Genomic DNA, 14,903 nt, shown 5'->3' with positions numbered 1-14,903 from the left:
GCAGCCGCAGCCGGCGTCGGCGTCGGGCAGTTCTATCGCAACGGAAGTGTCGTTCAGATGAGGGTGGTCTAAATGTCGATCTTCGATCTCTTCAACAACAACGTTGCGGAAGAAGCCGCGGGCCAGCAGATCGCCGGCATCAATGCCGGCAAGAGCGCGGCAACCGGTGACATCCAGCAGGGCATCGGCGCGCTCAACACCAACTACACGCAGGCGCTGCAACCGTACCTTACGAACTATTCGAACGCCAATGCCGGCGTCGATCAGCTCAAGAACCTGCTCGGCCTCAACGGCCAGCAGGGCACGGATGCAGCGATGAAATCGCTGCAGGCAACGCCGGGCTACCAGTTCCAGCTGCAGCAGGGCAACAACTCGATCAATGCGGCGGCTGCCGCCAACGGCACGTTGGCGAGCGGCAAGCAGCTGATCGACCTGTCCAACTACAACCAGGGCCTTGCCGGCACCACCTACCAGAACGCGGTCAACAATCTTCAGCCGTTCCTGTCGTCGTCGAACTCGAACGCGGCCGGCATCGCGGGCACTTATACGGGCCTCGGCAATGCAACCGCCGGCCAGTACAACAGCCTTGCCAACCTCGACTACACGGCGGCGACCGGTATCGGAAATGCCAACGCCAACGCCACGCTGGCACAGAACCAGGCTAACCAGAACCAGTGGGGGCTGTTCAGCGGTCTGGCGTCCGGCGGGGCGAGCCTGCTCGGCAGTGCCGGCGGCATCGGCGCGCTCGCGATGTTCTCCGATGAGCGGCTGAAGGAAAACATCGAGCCGGTCGGCAAGCTCTACGACGGCACCAACATCTACCGCTACAACTACATCGACAGCCTCGTCCCGCACATCGGCGTGATGGCGCAGGAGGTCGAGCAGGATCGGCCCGATGCGGTCGTCGAGATCGGCGGCTTCAAGGCGGTCAACTACGCCAAGGCGACGGAGCGCGCCGCGACGCTGGCGCGCTTCCTCGACGCCGATGTGAAGCGGGCGGCCTGACGCATGGTCAGTTTCGAACAAACCGTCGCGGTTCCCAGCACGCGCGACTACGCGCCGCCGACACCGGACATTTTCGGCCAGGTCGCCGGCTTGCCGAACGCCTATTACCAGGGCGTTTTCAACAAGCAGCAGGAGAAGCGGAACGATCAGTCGAGCCAGCTCAACGAGCAGGCGATCCGGCAGGGACAGATCCGTGAGAACATCGCCCAGACCTTCCAGGGCGGCTTGCCGCTCAACAAGGATGGGACGGTCGATTACTCGCGCGCGGTCGCGATGCTGGCGCAGAAGGGCGACACCTCCGCGCTGTGGAACGGGGCGGACGCGATGTACGCGCAAAGCGCCTCGCGGCTGTCGCCGCTGCTCTCGGGCGGCGGTGCGAGCGCGGCCGCGCCTGGTGCGGGCGCTCCGCCGGCCGCAGGGCCTGCGCCCGCGCGCACGCCGGTATCGCCCAGCGTCCGCGGCGATGCCGGCAGCGGCACGATCGCATCGCTGGTGACCGATCGTTTGCCGAGCGAGGACACCACCACGGGCCAGACGATCGCCAAGATCGCAAGCGTGATGGGTATCGACCCGAACGCGCCGATGACGCCGGGACAAGTCCGTCGCGCTGAAGGCCTGCTTCAGAAGTACGCCCCCGCGGGCGCTGCGCCCGCTGCCAGTGCTGCACCTGCCGCGGCGCCGCTCAGCCGTCCCTCGCTCGCCAGCGCCGCCGCAGGCTCCGATGCGACGCCATCCGAGCGCGTGGCGGGCGCCTTCGGGGCGTTGCCGCCGTCGGCCAACGCAGGGACGCCCGCCGCTTCGCCTGCGGCGCCTGCCCCTGCGCCTGCCTCGCCGGCTGTGCCAATTGGCGCACCCCCGCCGGCTACGATGGCGCCGCCTCCGCCTGCCGCACCTGCACCTCCGCCTGCCGCGGCAGCCGCTCCTCCGGCCGGCCAGCCGATCGTCCCACAGGTGCCGCTCCCGAAGGGCTTTACGGATCCGCAGGCCGCCATCCTGGCGCTGCGGGCCGAAGCTGCGCGGCTTGCCGCCAACCCGCGCGCGGCCGGACAGGTGGCCGAGCTCAACAACTGGGCGAGCCGCATCGAGGAATCGATCAAGCCCGTGCAGGCCACCCCGAACACTTCTCTGCTCGATCCGCGCACGGGCCAGGTGCTGTACGAAGGCCCGGCTGCTGCACAATTGCGGGCGCTTACCAATGCGGAAAGCTCTGGTTCGATCGATGCCGACGCGGAGCGCTACCGCCAGACCGGCCAGTTGCCGCCCAACATTGGCAAGGGCATGCAGGGCGGCGCGGAATCCCGCGCCATCCGCCAGCGCGCGGCGCAGCTCGAGCAGGAGGCGGGCGGCGATCCTGCGACCTGGCCGCAGAAATGGCAGCAGTTCAAGGGCCAGCAGGTCGCCATCCAGCGCTTCACGAGCGGCAAGCAGGGCGACACGATCCGCTCGTTCAACGTGCTGGTTCACCATCTCGGCACGCTGTCAGAGGCCGCAGAAGCCCTCAAGAACGGAGACAATCGCCTCCTCAATCGCTTCAAGCAGAACTGGGCGGCAAATACGGGCGGCACGGCGCCGACGAATTTCGACGGCGTCAAGGCGCTGGTGGGCGATGAGGTGGTCAAAGCCGTGGTCGGTTCGGCCGGCGCACTCGCCGATCGCGAGGAGGTCAAGAAGGATCTCGATCGCGCATCGAGCCCGGCGCAGCTCGCCGAGCTCGTCGGCAAGTACAAGAAGCTGGCGCTCGGCCAGCTTCACGGTTTCCAGAAGCAGTATGAGACTGCGACGGGGCTGAAAAACTTCGGCGATCTGCTTCTGCCGGAGACGTTGCATGCGCTTGGCGGTGCGGAGGATGGGAAGAAGTCAGATGCGGGCGCCGGCACGGTCAGCAAGGACGGCTGGACCGTCGTGACGGCGCCGAACGGCAAGAAAGCCCGGATTCAGGAAATCACGGAGTAGGCATGCCGACCTTCCAGATCGAGCAGGACGGCCGTCGCTTCAAGGTGCAGGCGGGCAGCATTGCGGATGCGACCGAGGCGCTGAAGTCGCATCTGGAATCGAGCAAGCCTGCGCCCGGGATGATCGAGGGCGTCACGCGTGCGGCCGCGCGCGGTATCCCGATCGTCGGCGGCATGCTCAACAAGGCGAATGCTGCGACCAACGCCGCGCTTGCGCCTGTGATTGATCCGCTGCTGCCGGACAGCATGGAGAAGCTTCCCGAAAAGTCCTTTGGCGAGCGCTATCAGCACGCCCTCGATATCCAGGAGGGCAAGGACAAGGGCTTTGCGCAAGAGCATCCGGTTGCGGATACGGCGGCGGAGATCGCCGGCGGCGTGGCCTCGACGGGGGTTGCCGCTGCAACGGCGACGGGGGCGAAGCTGCTGGGCCTGACCGGGCGGACGATGCCGCAACTGATGGCACGAGGTGCTGCGAGCAACGCCGCGATCAGCGGCGCTGATGCGGCAGTGCGCGGCGACAATCCATTGACTGCCGCAGCCGTAGGCGCAGGTATCGGCGGGGTTGCGCCTGGCGTTGGCCGGCTGATCAATTCGAAGGTGGTCGAGCCGATCCGCAACCTGGTTCGCGGCTTCTCGGATCCCGCGGCGGAAGCCGAGCGGCGCGTCGCATCCGCGCTCGATCGCGACATCCGCAATGGTGACCGCGGGCTGACCTTGCAGGAGATGCAGGATGCGCGCGCAACAAACCAGCCTGCGGCCCTGATCGATACGGGCGGCGAGGTGACGCGGGCGATGGCGCGGAGCGCGGCGAACACCTCGCCGGAGGCACGGTCAACGCTCAACCACCTGATCGACAATCGGTTCGAAAGTCAGGCGCCGCGGCTCGCCGAGTGGCTCCAGCAATCGTTCCATTATCCAGATGCAACCGCTCAGCGAGAGGCGATTGACAGTATTGCGCGGACCGTCAATCGGGCAACATATGCGCGGGCGCATTCGCGGCCCGCCGCGCAATCGATGTGGGACGAGGGGTTCGAGCAACTGATGCAGGCGCCGGTGGTGCAGGAAGCGGCGCGCGGCGCGACCATGACGGGGGCCAACCGTTCGGCCGCGCAAGGCTTTACGCCGGTTCGGCGCCCGTTCGAATTTCATGACCAGGAGTCCTTGACGCCGCGCTACACGCGCCGGGCCGATGATCAGGGCCGCGAAATTCTGCCGAACCTCGAGTTCTGGGATCACGTCAAGCGCAACCTCGACGACAAGATCAACACTCTGCAACGTTCTGGGCAGAACAGCGCTGCGCGCGATGCGCAGGAGCTGCGCGCGCGCCTCGTCGAGAAGCTCGATCGAAGTGTCCCGGAATATGCCGCGGCCCGCCGTGGCGCTGCGGCATTCTTCGGTGCCGATGATGCCATCGAGGCCGGTCAGAACTACGTCGGCGCCTCGCGGCAATTCCGCACTCCAGATGTGCGCCGCCAATTGGCGCAGATGTCGCCGGTCGAGCGGCAGCTTTTTCAGGACGGCTATGTCTCGCGCCTGGTGCAGACCATCGAGCAGAGCGGAGACCGTCGGACCATCCTCAACAAGATCTCGAACTCGCCGGGCGCGCGTGAAGAGATGGAGGTGGCGCTTGGTCCTCAGCGTGCGCGCGAAGTCGAGGCAAGGCTTCGCGTGGAGGGCTTGATGGATGTGGCGCGGAATACCGTGCAGGGCAACTCCACGACCGCGCGGCAACTCGTCGAGCTCGGGCTTGCCGGAGGCGTCGGCGGCTACGAGAGCTATCAGGGCGATCCGCAGGCCTTAATCAAGGCGGCGCTTGTCTATGGCGCGGCGCGCGGCCATCGCGTCGTCGATGAGCGCGTTGCGCGAGAGGTCGCGCGGCTTCTTGCGTCTGACAACGTCGGGCAGGTCCAGCGCGGGCTTCGCATCCTGACGCGAAATCAGAACATGATGCGTTCCATCCGAAATGCAGATGCCGCCATCGCAAGCGTAAGCGCCCGGGGCGCCGAACCTGGGGTCACTGACTTCGTCAGCGGCCAGTAGGGCCTCATCGCGCCGATCGCGCACGATCAGGTAGCGCGCCCAGAAGCCGGCGAGCGGCACGAAGTAGAACCAGAACCAGGCCTTTGGCAGCAAGACCATGCAGCCAAAGAACACGACAAGGCCAATCGCGGCGACCCGGACATCAAGGGCTGCCTCGCGCTCAATCTGTTTGCGGAAGGGTGTCATGCCCAAACCCTATCTGCGCCGCGCCATACCGGCAACCGCGCATGTGGAGAGCATCAATCCATGTTCTTGAAATATCTCAAGAAGTTCGCCGTTTCAGCCCTGCTGGGAATCACCCTTCTGGCCGCTCCCGCGCACGCCGCCGGCACCATCCCCCTTGCCCTGGCCATCCAGCTCGACACTGACGGATCCGTTGCCGCCAACTGCCAAGCGACGTTCTTCCGAGCCGGCACGCCGAGCTCCAAGCAGAACGTCTATGCCGATTTCTCGCTGACGCAGCAGCTTGCCAATCCGCTGTCCTGCGACCAGTCGGGGCGGCTGCCGATGTTCTGGATTGCCGACGGGCTGATCCATGTGCGCCTGACCAATTCGAGCGGCAACCCGATCGTCGACACCACCATGCAGGTGCTGGGGCCATCGTCGGGCGGCGGAGGCGGCGGCTCGACGGTCGACCCGACGGCGATCATGGCAACCGGCGACATGAAGGCGCGTTATGGCACGGGGCCGTTGTCGGGCTTTGTCCGCGCCAACGGGCTGACGATCGGCAACGGCGCGAGCGGAGCCAGCGAGCGCGCCAACGCCGATACGCAGGCGCTGTTCGTCTATCTCTGCAGCACCGATGCGAACCTCGTCATGACGCCGGCGCGGTCGGGCAACTGCCTCAACGATTACAACGCCAGCAAGCAGCTGGCAGTGCCCGACTGGCGCGGGCGTGCGCTGGCGTTCCTCGACGACATGGGCAACAGCGCCGCGGGGCGGTTGACGGCGAGCTATTTCGGAACAACCGCAACGATCCTGGGCGCAGCCGGCGGCGCGGAAAGCCTGACGCTGACCGCGGCGCAGCTTCCCTCGATTACCTCCACGGGCAACAATGTCATCACGGTGACAGGCCCGAACACGGGGTTCGCGGTCGTTGACGGTCTCCCCGGGGTAGGTGCTGCCTCAAACGGGCTGAACCTCAACAAGACCAACCTCATGCAGATGTCGGGGACCAACGCCATCAGCGTGACGTCGAGCAATACATCAGGTGCGGCGCATCGCACGGTGCAGCCAACCATGCTCGCCACGATCTACCTCAAGCTCTGAAGGGCGGGAAGCAGCGATGTATCTCAACCCCGTGCTCTTTCCGCAGCAGAGCAACCGCGAGGATTTCATCCCGACGCTCTCGCTGTTCGATGACGACACGGGGGAATACATCGACGTCTCGGGACGGACGCTCGCCGGGCCCGGCGACTTCACGGCCGCAGCATGGGTGGTGACGTCGGGCGCGATCGTGACGGCATCGGCAACGGCCCTGACCATCAAGGACTATCCGATCGGCAACGAGATGCAGGCGATCGCCTGCACGGTCGGGCTTGGCCTTGGAATTCTGGCGGGCGATCCGGTCACGATCGCCGATGCTGCGACCGGCCTCAACACCATGACCGGCTACGTGACGTCCTATGCGCCGGCAACCGGCGCCCTGGTCGCGCAGATCGGGTGCGCCTTCGAGCTCGAGATCAGGGGCGCGCATCATCACGAGGGCTATGGCGGCGGCTTTGGGCCGTCCGTTGTGGTCGGGTCGGACGATTGCGAGGCGCCGCTGATCTCGGCCCAGCTCGGCAACGGGCTGTCCGTCGTCGACGTCGGCAGGGTCGCGGTGCGGATTCCCGCTGCGACCATGGCCAAGCTTCGCCATCGCACCTACGGCGTCGGCATGACGGCGTTCGACGGCTACGACAGCCGGCAGCTTTTCATCGGCAGGCTGCCCATTCTCTACGGTGGAGTGAACCTCCAGCCGATCCCATCGCAGCCGTCCTCCAACCCCTATGGTCTGCCATGAGCCAGCCCGCCAGCATCCGCGTCGGCACCTCCGCTCCGTTCCCGGCGCAGGTGAAGGGAAGCGGCGTCATCGCGATTGCCAAGCGGAGCGGGGTATGGACCGTCTCGCTGAACTTCGCCGCGCTCCCGCTGTCGGTGAATGTGCCAAATCCGCTCCAGACCTACACGCTGGTGTGGGATGCAGGGACGGGCGTGTTCTACCTGATCCCGCTCAGCGCCCTGTCGCAGCAGAAGATCATCAAGGTCCTCGACGGCTCGCCGGGGCTTTCCTCGCCCTACATTGCGTTGCCGACTGATGACGTGCTGATCGTCAAGCAGGGCGTGGGCGCGCCGTTCACCATCAACGTGAACTGGGCCCAGCGCACCAACCCCTTGCGCATCGTCGATGGCAAGGGCGATGCGGCAGCCAACAACATTTCGGTCGTGCCAGGCGCTGGCCAGACCCAGCTCGCGATCGTGGACCACGTCTACAAGATCATGGCCAACGCAGGTTCGATCATCCTGACGCCATTGCCGGACGGGACCGGCGCGTACTGATCGCAAGCTGCCCCTTCACGCAACGACCCTAAAACAAGGTCTCATCCCGATGCTGATCCGCAAGCTGCTTGCGGGCGCGCTCGCGCTCGCGCTTGTCTCTTCGCTGGCCTCCGCGCAGGACACCGGAGGCACGATGTCCTCTGGCCAGATCATGATTGGCCAGAGCGACGGGAACGTTGCGCCCAAATCGCTGTCCGGCGACGTCACCAACGATGCGGCCGGCGTTACCGCGATCGGGGCGAACAAGGTCACGACCTCCAAGATCCTCGACGGCAACGTCACCAACGCCAAGCTCGCGACGGGCGCGGCCAACACCTTCAAGGCCTCGCTGAACGGATCGACGACGTCGGATGTTGCGCTGACCGCTTGCACGCTGTCCTACCAGGTCACCAAATGGGTAAGCGGTACCGGCTGGCAGTGCGGCCTCAATCCCGTGCTGCCATCGCGCACTATTGCCGCGACGCTGGATCTGTCGGCGTTTTCCGTCATCATGACGCAGGGATACGCCACGGCCGGTGATGGCGGCGGCGCGACGTTCCAGAAGCAGGCCGTTGGAACGTCCTTCATCGATCAGAACCTTGCCAGTGCACCTTGCACGATCGCGGGCGGCAGCGCGTACACCAACGGCACCTATTTCGGCGTCCCGCTGACGGGCGGCAGCGGCGTTCTGGCGTACGGTGTTTTCACGATCGCGGGCGGCGCGGTGACGGCCGTCGACGTGACGTATTCGCCCGGCAACAAGTACAAGGTTGGTGACGTCCTCAGCGCCTCGCCGGCCTCGATCGGCGGCACCGGAAGCGGCTTCACGTGCACGGTCAACGCGATCGTCACGGCGAAGGCGTCGTTCAACGACAGCGCCTCAAGCCCGAACCCGTGGCAGTTCGTCGTTGACAGCGGCGGCATGCCGAACACGAAGCAGTTTGGCGCTAAAATTGACGGCACGACGGACGACTTTGCCAGCATCCAGTCGTCGCTGTTTTTCGCGAACTATTCCACCAACCCCGCGGTTGGCGGCGTGACCGGTTATTGGGGCGGGCGCGTGTACCAGCCCAAAGGCGCCTCGAACATCTGCGGCCCCACCAACGTTTCGCTCGTGGTGCCGCAGGGCGTCAACTTCATGGGCGCTGGAAACTACGCATCCATCCTCGGCATGTGCGGCACGTTCTTCGCGGCGACACATTTTGTGGAGCTGTGCGACCCCAACACACACTTTGCATGCTTCGACGCGCGCATCGAGGCGATGGGGCTGATCGCCAACCGCACCCAGGCGGCGAACGCCAACATCGCCATGGTGCACAGCAACAACACGCAGCACTCCGGCGGCGCGACGCACATTCAAATCCAGGCCGGCAATCGAGGTTGTTTCTTCTATCAGAAGGGCTACGGCGGGGCCTCGTACGTCACCATCGAAGACATCGAATGCGGTTTCAACGGCTCCAACTACGGCATCCGCATCGGCGACACGACCGCGAGCGGTATGAACGTGACCGGCGTCGTCTTTGACATCAACAAGTTTGCAGTCGGCGGGCCTTCGACTGCGCCGCTGGCTGCACAGGCGGCGTTTCTCGTCAACGGCGGCCTGGTGCAGATCAGGAACGGCCATGGAGAACAGATCCCGGCCGGGATTGTGGTCGACAGCCAAGGCGGTTCGCTTGCCGCCACGATGGTCAAAATCAGCAATGTCAATTTTGGTAGCGGGACCGTCACGTGCACGGGGCAAGTTCAGCTCAACGGCACCAACACGTCCGGGAATATCGTGATGGAGATGATCCCCGGCGCGTCCTGCACCAACATCGTGAGCAACGGCATGGCCGGCGGCGTCAGCTACAACACCAACATCGTTCAGCAGGTAAAATTCACCCCCAACGCCGTCACGTTCTAGGAGGACAACATGAACCTTTTGCTTCTCGCAACCACCATCTGGTATCTGGTCATCACGCCAATTCCGACCGGCGATGCGCCCGATGCGAAGCGCTACAGGACATTTGAAGTGGAGAGCGCAGAGTTCCCGACCAAGGCTGATTGTCAGCAGTTTGGCGCTCAGCGCGGACAGGCAGAACTCGACAAGGTGTACCCGCCAACCGGCGATCAATTCACCGTGGCATCACCGGCCATCGTGGGGGCCTTCAACTGCTTTTCGCGCGTGCGGCCCTGATCAGAGGATCCGGTCTCTGACGGAAAAGCTGCGCACATAGGGCAAAACCCGCTCGTGCAGCTGCCGCTTGAGGAACGCGCCCAGCTTGCGATGGTGCACCTCGGTCAGCTCCGCAAAGGCGATCGAGAGGGTGATTGACGCGATGATGGGAATGAGGATCGGCGGATCGTCGCCGAAGGCGCTGTGGAAGAGCTGCAACACGGAGTGGTGCAGGAGGTAGAGCGAGTAGGACCAGCGCGCGAACCATGCGGCGATAATGGTTGCGACGTTCTGTTCCGGCAGGCGCTTTGACAGGGCAACGATTGCAAGGAATGTCGCGGCGAGTGTTAGCGACGTCAGATTATCGTAGACCCGCGTCTCTCCAAGAATGTTGCGCCAGATGACCATGCCGACGCCGGCGGCGAGGGTCGCGAGCAGCGCCGAGGTCGCCACCTTGCGCAGCGCGCCGGTCGCAATCACCTGTCTCACGATCGCGCCCATCACCCAGGGCACAAAGACCAAATTGTTGGAGTCGATCGACTGCAGCGGGATGAAGGACACGGCGATGATGGCGATGCCCTTTGCAGGTGTGAGGCCATCGCGGAGGGCAAAGGCGGAGAGCCCGACAAACATATAGATCCAGAACTCGATGGCGACGGACCAGAACGGGTTGCCGGAGCCGAACGGCCACGCGACATCCGGCGCCTGCAACATGAACAGGTTCTCGATGAAGATTCCGGGCGTGAACCGGGCGATCGTCTCAGGGCTCGGATAGGGGCAGGTCCTGAAGCTGTAGATGTCGATCAGCGCGACCACGATGATCGCCGGCAAGAAGGCCGAGTAGATCCGTGCGAAGCGGTCAATCGCGAAGTCGGCAAAGGTCGCCTTGGGGTCGCGCAGGCGCCGGTCCAGTGTTTCCGTGATGAGGTAGCCTGACAGCAGGAAGAAGATGACAACGCCCATCTGCTGGGGCCACAGCGCGCTGGCGATGTGATGGGTTTTGTCAGGCGCGAACGGCGGGAAGGTCCCGTCAGCATGCCCCAGCAAGACGGCGAGCGCCGCCAACGATCGTATGGCGTCGAATATCACCAGATGCCGCCGCGCCGCTCGAGATCGTCGATCTCGGTCTCTCGAACAGGTTGAGGGGCGGGGCCAGAGAGCCACCTGCGCAAGACCTGAAATATCCGCTTCAGCATTGGTTGTGCTCCTCAAGCAGTCCTACCGCCGCGAGCCATGCCTGACAAGCCGCCTTCGGGCGGCTTTGTGCCGTCTGTGGGTAAGCACCCTTAACTTTTTCAAACCGGAGGTTCCATGCAGCACCCCTACGAAGCCCTCAAGGGCGAATACGCAGGCTACCTGGCGGTGATGAAGGTCAATCCCGCCAAGGTGTCGTCGATCGACGCGGCGGCGAAGCGGGTCCTGCGCCCCGACAATCTCGAGGTCTATGTCGCGGCCTGTGAGGGGACCGCAATCCCGCCGGCCTTCATCGGGGTGCTGGAGCTGCGCGAGAGCAACTGTGACCCGACCCGGGCGCTGGGCCAGGGCGACCGCTGGGACCGCGTCTCCACCAACGTGCCGCGCGGCAAGGGGCCGTTCAAGTCGCGCCTCGATGCGATGCGGTACTACATCCACTATGACGGGCTGGACAAGAATTCCTCGCCCTGGTCGATGGAGTATGCCTGCTGGAAGGGCGAGGCTTGGAACGGTTTTGGCCCGCGCGCGCACGGCCGGCCGACCGGCTATCTGTGGTCGGCCACCACGATCTACGACAAGCCGTGGGGGCCAGGCGGGAAGTATGTGAGCGACGGCGTCTGGTCGCCCTCAACCTATGACGTACAGCTCGGGATCGTCCCGGTGCTGCTGCGCATCGCAGAGCTCCGGCCGGACCTTGCGATCGGAACGGGGGCTGGTGCGGCCGTCGCGTCGACCGAGGAGCCGTCGACCGTGCCGGCGCCCGCGCCGCTGCCCGACGGCGTCGGCGGCGGCTTTTTGCCTTACATGAACGATGCGGAATCCGTGAAGGCGCTGCAGTCGGCGCTGAACGAGGCCCATGCGCTGCCGGATCAGATCATGGTCGACGGCTCGTACGGCCGTCAAACCCGCGCGGCGGTCGCCGCCTATCAGGCCTCGCACGGGATCGCGCCGAATGGCCTTGCGGCACCCGAGACGCTGAAGTCGCTCGGGCTGCTGTTCACTTGAGATGATGAACCGTCGGGCGCTGGCGCTCTCGCTGCTGCTGACCGTGGCTGCCATCGCGTGGCTGCTGGCGCGCGCAGCTGCCCCGACGTTCATTCCCTGCCCACCCTATTACGAATGCAACGGACCGCCTGACACGCGGCACCCGCGCTGCTGCTTTTGACCCCAAGGAAAGGAAAACACATGAAGCTTAGCGACATTACCACGCTCCAGTGGATCGGCATCGTCATCCTGTTCAACACCACCTTGCTGGGCGGCGCCGGTCAGCTCGGTGACCTCTCGCTCAGCCCGGGCATGGTGAAGGCGGTTCTCGCCGTTGCCACCCTCGGCAACGGCTTCCTTGGCGGCCTCGTCACGATGTTCGGCGGGCAGGGCAGCATGATCAAGACGGTCGCCGCGATGCCCGGGATCGAGCAGATATCCGTCAATTCGCAGGCGAACCAGACGTTGGCGCAGATCGCAACCTCGGGAGCGGCCGATGCGGCGAAGGTGGAGGCCACGCCCGCCGCCCAGCGCGCCGTGGGTCAGACGGCACGCGGAGCGGCGGCGATAGCCGTTCTCCTGCTCGCGGGCTTCTTCGCCTTTGCCGGCGATGCGCACGCGCAGACGCAGGTGCGCAAAGCTCTCACGGGCAACATCATCGCCGACATCAAGGCCAATTCGGACGCGGGCAGTTCGGGCGGTCTCAGCGGCCGGGCGTCGGTGGGACTTTCCGACATTCTCGGCGCCCTCGACGCCAAGCTTCTGCCGGACCTGCAATATGCGCTCAAGCTCGCCAACGCCTCCGGCAGCAAGGTGACGGCGCCGTGCTACCAGGCATGGATCGACATCATCACGGTGCGCCAGAAGGCCGTGACCGATGACTCCGGCAATCCGCTGCCGATGCCGGATCCGGCGCTGATCAGCAATTTCGAGAAGATGGTGGAGCTGCGCAACGCGCTGCAGCCGGATTCCGACTTCATGATCAAGTGCTCGCCGGTCGCCTCGATGGTGAAGAAGGATATCACCGGCTTCATCGGGCTCGTGATCTCGGGGGGCGCCGGGCTCGCAACCCTGGTGCCGGGGCTCTAGGCGATGGGTGGCCTGACCTTCGAATGGACGTTTCGCGCCGGCGATCTTCTCACGCTCGTCGGCGGCCTCAGCGTCGCCGCGGCGTTCCTCTATCGCCGCGGCGGCGATGATGTGACCACGCGCCTGACACTCAGGGCAATGCGTGACGAGCTCGCCGAGATGAAGGACGAGTTCAAGAGCTTCGGCGAGACGCTGAAGAAGGTCGCTATTCAGGAGATGCAGATCGGTCTCCTGATGAAGTGGTACGACGAGCTGCGCAACGGCCACGGCTACGTCGAGCGGCACGACAAGAAATAGCCAGCCACGGTTCAAACACATGCCAACAAAGAACGATCTCTGGCTGGGCGCGGCTGTGGCCGTAGTCCTGCTCGGCGGTTGCGCGCTCGAGACCTGGCGCGATGCCCGCGCGGGCGTTGACCGCGGCACCATCCTGAAGGGCTGGGTGATGGTGCTGCTCGCTTTGGTGATCCTCGCCACAGCGATGCTGGGAGCGCGCTATGCCCATGCGCGCGATCTCGACGGCCGTTATGCGGCTTCACCCCTCAAGCCCTGGTTCGACAGCCTGCGTTCCGGCAAGGGCCCGTGCTGCTCGGATGCCGACGGCTACGCGCTTGCCGACGTCGACTGGGAATCCAGCGGCGGGCACTATCGCGTCAGGATCCCGATCTCGAACGACGATGCCGACAAGGCGAACATGATCTGGGTCGACGTGCCCGACGATGCCGTGATCACGGAGCCGAACCGGGCGGGGCAAACGATGGTGTGGCCGATCTGGGGCTACCAGGGCCCGTCCATCCGCTGCTTCATGCCAGGGAGCATGACCTGATGTTCGAGATCATCGGTCGCATCGTGGTTTACGGCACCATCGCGCTTGGCGCGGTCGCGGGTGCGGCCGCGCTCTGGACCCTGGCGGAGCTGTTGATGTTCTCGGATGGCACGACGATCCGCTCCTCGATCGGCGGCTGACAAGACTTGCGTGTTTACACCCTATCGCACGATCACCATCGGCGCGCGCGTCCAGTACGTCGTCAAGGTGTCCCCGGAAGATTACGACTTCCTGATGCAGTGGAGATGGACCTATGCCGTCAGCCACCAGGGCGGCGGCCTGGTCTATGCGCGCCGCTCGGTCCGCTCGATCGCGGCCGGGCCCAGCTCCAGTGGCTGACGGCGCGCGAGAACATGGCCAAGCAATATGGCCATGTCTGCCGGCCGGTCGTGATGCCGGCGTTCTGTCCGCTGTCGGATATTCCGTTCTAGCCCTTGACCTCGTCGCGGTCCCATTCGACCGGTTCGATCTTGTCCAGCTCGCCCTTGATCTTCTCGCGCGCGGTCCAGACGTCGTAGTCCCGCTGCATGTCGAGCAGCAGATTGGCCTCGGTGCGGAAGTAGGCGGCAAGCCGCAGGGCCATGTCTGGCGAGACGGCCGACTTTTCGGACACCACATTGCCGAGCGCAGCACGCGTCACGCCGATGGCGAGCGCTACCTGATTGACGGACAGCCCCAACGCCTCGACGTCCCGTTTGACGATTGCGCCCGGGTGGGTCGGTTTCCGCCGGATCGGGCCGGCCTTGTATTCTTTCGCCATCGTCATGCCCGGGTGAGGGGCGCTCCGCCCCTCAGTGATACTGTTCGAAATCGACACGGTAGGCATCTCCCTTATCCCATTCGAATGTGATCCGCCACTGGCCGGACACCCAAACCGAGTAACGCACGGGCTTGAACTGCTTCAACTGGTGGAGGCGGAAAGCCGGACGGTTCATGGCGCGCAGGTCGGTCGCTGACTGGAGCGCGTCGAGCACCTCGATGCAGCGTGCGTGAAACTTCGCATCGATCCGCGCCGTCTTGCCGGTCTCGATTAGCTCCTTCAGGCCGTTGTGTCGATAAGTCTTGATCATCGCTCGCCCCACTCAAATCCGCTGTTGTTGAGTGAAGTTGTAAAGCGTCACTATCGATATGTCAAGTG

17 protein-coding genes are annotated in these 14,903 nt (G+C 64.8%); 14 read left to right on the top strand and 3 right to left on the bottom strand.

Annotated features, from left to right (window positions below; all coding sequences use genetic code 11):
- Nucleotides 1–72: 72 nt before the first annotated feature.
- From PMI42_RS28885 to PMI42_RS28850, 8 genes are all read left to right on the top strand, one after another.
- Nucleotides 73–1,005: a tail fiber domain-containing protein gene (locus PMI42_RS28885; RefSeq protein ID WP_008140985.1), complete on the top strand. Its 933-nt coding sequence runs from the start codon at nt 73–75 to the stop codon at nt 1,003–1,005.
- Nucleotides 1,006–1,008: 3 nt separating this feature from the next.
- Nucleotides 1,009–2,958, top strand: a complete 1,950-nt coding sequence (locus PMI42_RS28880; RefSeq protein WP_008140982.1) for a hypothetical protein — start codon at nt 1,009–1,011, stop codon at nt 2,956–2,958.
- A gap of 2 nt (nt 2,959–2,960) precedes the next feature.
- Entirely contained in the window at nt 2,961–4,997 is a 2,037-nt protein-coding gene (locus tag PMI42_RS37580) for a hypothetical protein (RefSeq protein ID WP_008140980.1), read from the top strand.
- 246 nt (nt 4,998–5,243) lie between these two features.
- Nucleotides 5,244–6,266: a hypothetical protein gene (locus tag PMI42_RS37575; RefSeq protein WP_008140977.1), complete on the top strand. Its 1,023-nt coding sequence runs from the start codon at nt 5,244–5,246 to the stop codon at nt 6,264–6,266.
- A gap of 16 nt (nt 6,267–6,282) precedes the next feature.
- Nucleotides 6,283–7,002, top strand: a complete 720-nt coding sequence (locus tag PMI42_RS28865; RefSeq protein WP_008140976.1) for a hypothetical protein — start codon at nt 6,283–6,285, stop codon at nt 7,000–7,002.
- Nucleotides 6,999–7,538 (top strand): hypothetical protein, encoded by a 540-nt coding sequence (locus PMI42_RS28860; protein ID WP_008140974.1) that lies wholly within the window; start codon nt 6,999–7,001, stop codon nt 7,536–7,538. Before PMI42_RS28865 ends, PMI42_RS28860 begins: the two co-directional genes overlap by 4 nt.
- 49 nt (nt 7,539–7,587) lie before the next feature.
- Complete coding sequence (locus PMI42_RS28855) at nt 7,588–9,420, top strand: hypothetical protein (RefSeq protein ID WP_008140972.1); 1,833 nt, start codon at nt 7,588–7,590, stop codon at nt 9,418–9,420.
- Between the two features lie 9 nt (nt 9,421–9,429).
- Entirely contained in the window at nt 9,430–9,693 is a 264-nt protein-coding gene (locus PMI42_RS28850; protein WP_008140970.1) for a hypothetical protein, read from the top strand.
- Here the strand turns inward: PMI42_RS28850 and PMI42_RS28845 are convergent, their stop codons facing one another.
- Entirely contained in the window at nt 9,694–10,884 is a 1,191-nt protein-coding gene (locus PMI42_RS28845; protein WP_081502962.1) for an acyltransferase family protein, read from the bottom strand.
- A 99-nt stretch (nt 10,885–10,983) separates the two neighbouring features.
- Here PMI42_RS28845 and PMI42_RS28840 point away from each other — a divergent pair, with 99 nt between their 5' ends.
- The 6 genes from PMI42_RS28840 to PMI42_RS28820 all read left to right on the top strand — a co-directional run bounded on the left by PMI42_RS28840 (nt 10,984) and on the right by PMI42_RS28820 (nt 14,104).
- Nucleotides 10,984–11,871, top strand: a complete 888-nt coding sequence (locus tag PMI42_RS28840; RefSeq protein ID WP_008140966.1) for a peptidoglycan-binding protein — start codon at nt 10,984–10,986, stop codon at nt 11,869–11,871.
- A gap of 180 nt (nt 11,872–12,051) precedes the next feature.
- Entirely contained in the window at nt 12,052–12,939 is an 888-nt protein-coding gene (locus PMI42_RS28835; protein WP_008140962.1) for a hypothetical protein, read from the top strand.
- Nucleotides 12,940–12,942: 3 nt separating this feature from the next.
- Entirely contained in the window at nt 12,943–13,236 is a 294-nt protein-coding gene (locus PMI42_RS28830; RefSeq protein WP_008140960.1) for a hypothetical protein, read from the top strand.
- 148 nt (nt 13,237–13,384) lie between these two features.
- Nucleotides 13,385–13,765: a hypothetical protein gene (locus PMI42_RS28825; RefSeq protein ID WP_035966947.1), complete on the top strand. Its 381-nt coding sequence runs from the start codon at nt 13,385–13,387 to the stop codon at nt 13,763–13,765.
- Nucleotides 13,765–13,905, top strand: coding sequence for a hypothetical protein (locus PMI42_RS39430; protein ID WP_008140955.1), 141 nt, complete (start codon nt 13,765–13,767; stop codon nt 13,903–13,905). The genes PMI42_RS28825 and PMI42_RS39430 overlap by 1 nt, the downstream gene beginning before the upstream one ends.
- A 10-nt stretch (nt 13,906–13,915) precedes the next feature.
- Entirely contained in the window at nt 13,916–14,104 is a 189-nt protein-coding gene (locus PMI42_RS28820; RefSeq protein ID WP_008140953.1) for a hypothetical protein, read from the top strand.
- An 88-nt stretch (nt 14,105–14,192) separates the two neighbouring features.
- Here the strand turns inward: PMI42_RS28820 and PMI42_RS28815 are convergent, their stop codons facing one another.
- Both PMI42_RS28815 and PMI42_RS28810 read right to left on the bottom strand, forming a co-directional pair.
- Complete coding sequence (locus PMI42_RS28815; protein ID WP_035966945.1) at nt 14,193–14,525, bottom strand: HigA family addiction module antitoxin; 333 nt, start codon at nt 14,523–14,525, stop codon at nt 14,193–14,195.
- A 31-nt stretch (nt 14,526–14,556) separates the two neighbouring features.
- Nucleotides 14,557–14,835: a type II toxin-antitoxin system RelE/ParE family toxin gene (locus tag PMI42_RS28810; protein ID WP_008140948.1), complete on the bottom strand. Its 279-nt coding sequence runs from the start codon at nt 14,833–14,835 to the stop codon at nt 14,557–14,559.
- Nucleotides 14,836–14,903: the final 68 nt, after the last annotated feature.

Origin of the sequence: Bradyrhizobium sp. YR681, assembly GCF_000282615.1 — a bacterium.
Taxonomy (GTDB): Bacteria; Pseudomonadota; Alphaproteobacteria; order Rhizobiales; family Xanthobacteraceae; genus Bradyrhizobium.
The sequence above is the reverse complement of the archived record's forward strand: the minus strand, read 5'-3'. Positions and strand labels throughout refer to the sequence as shown.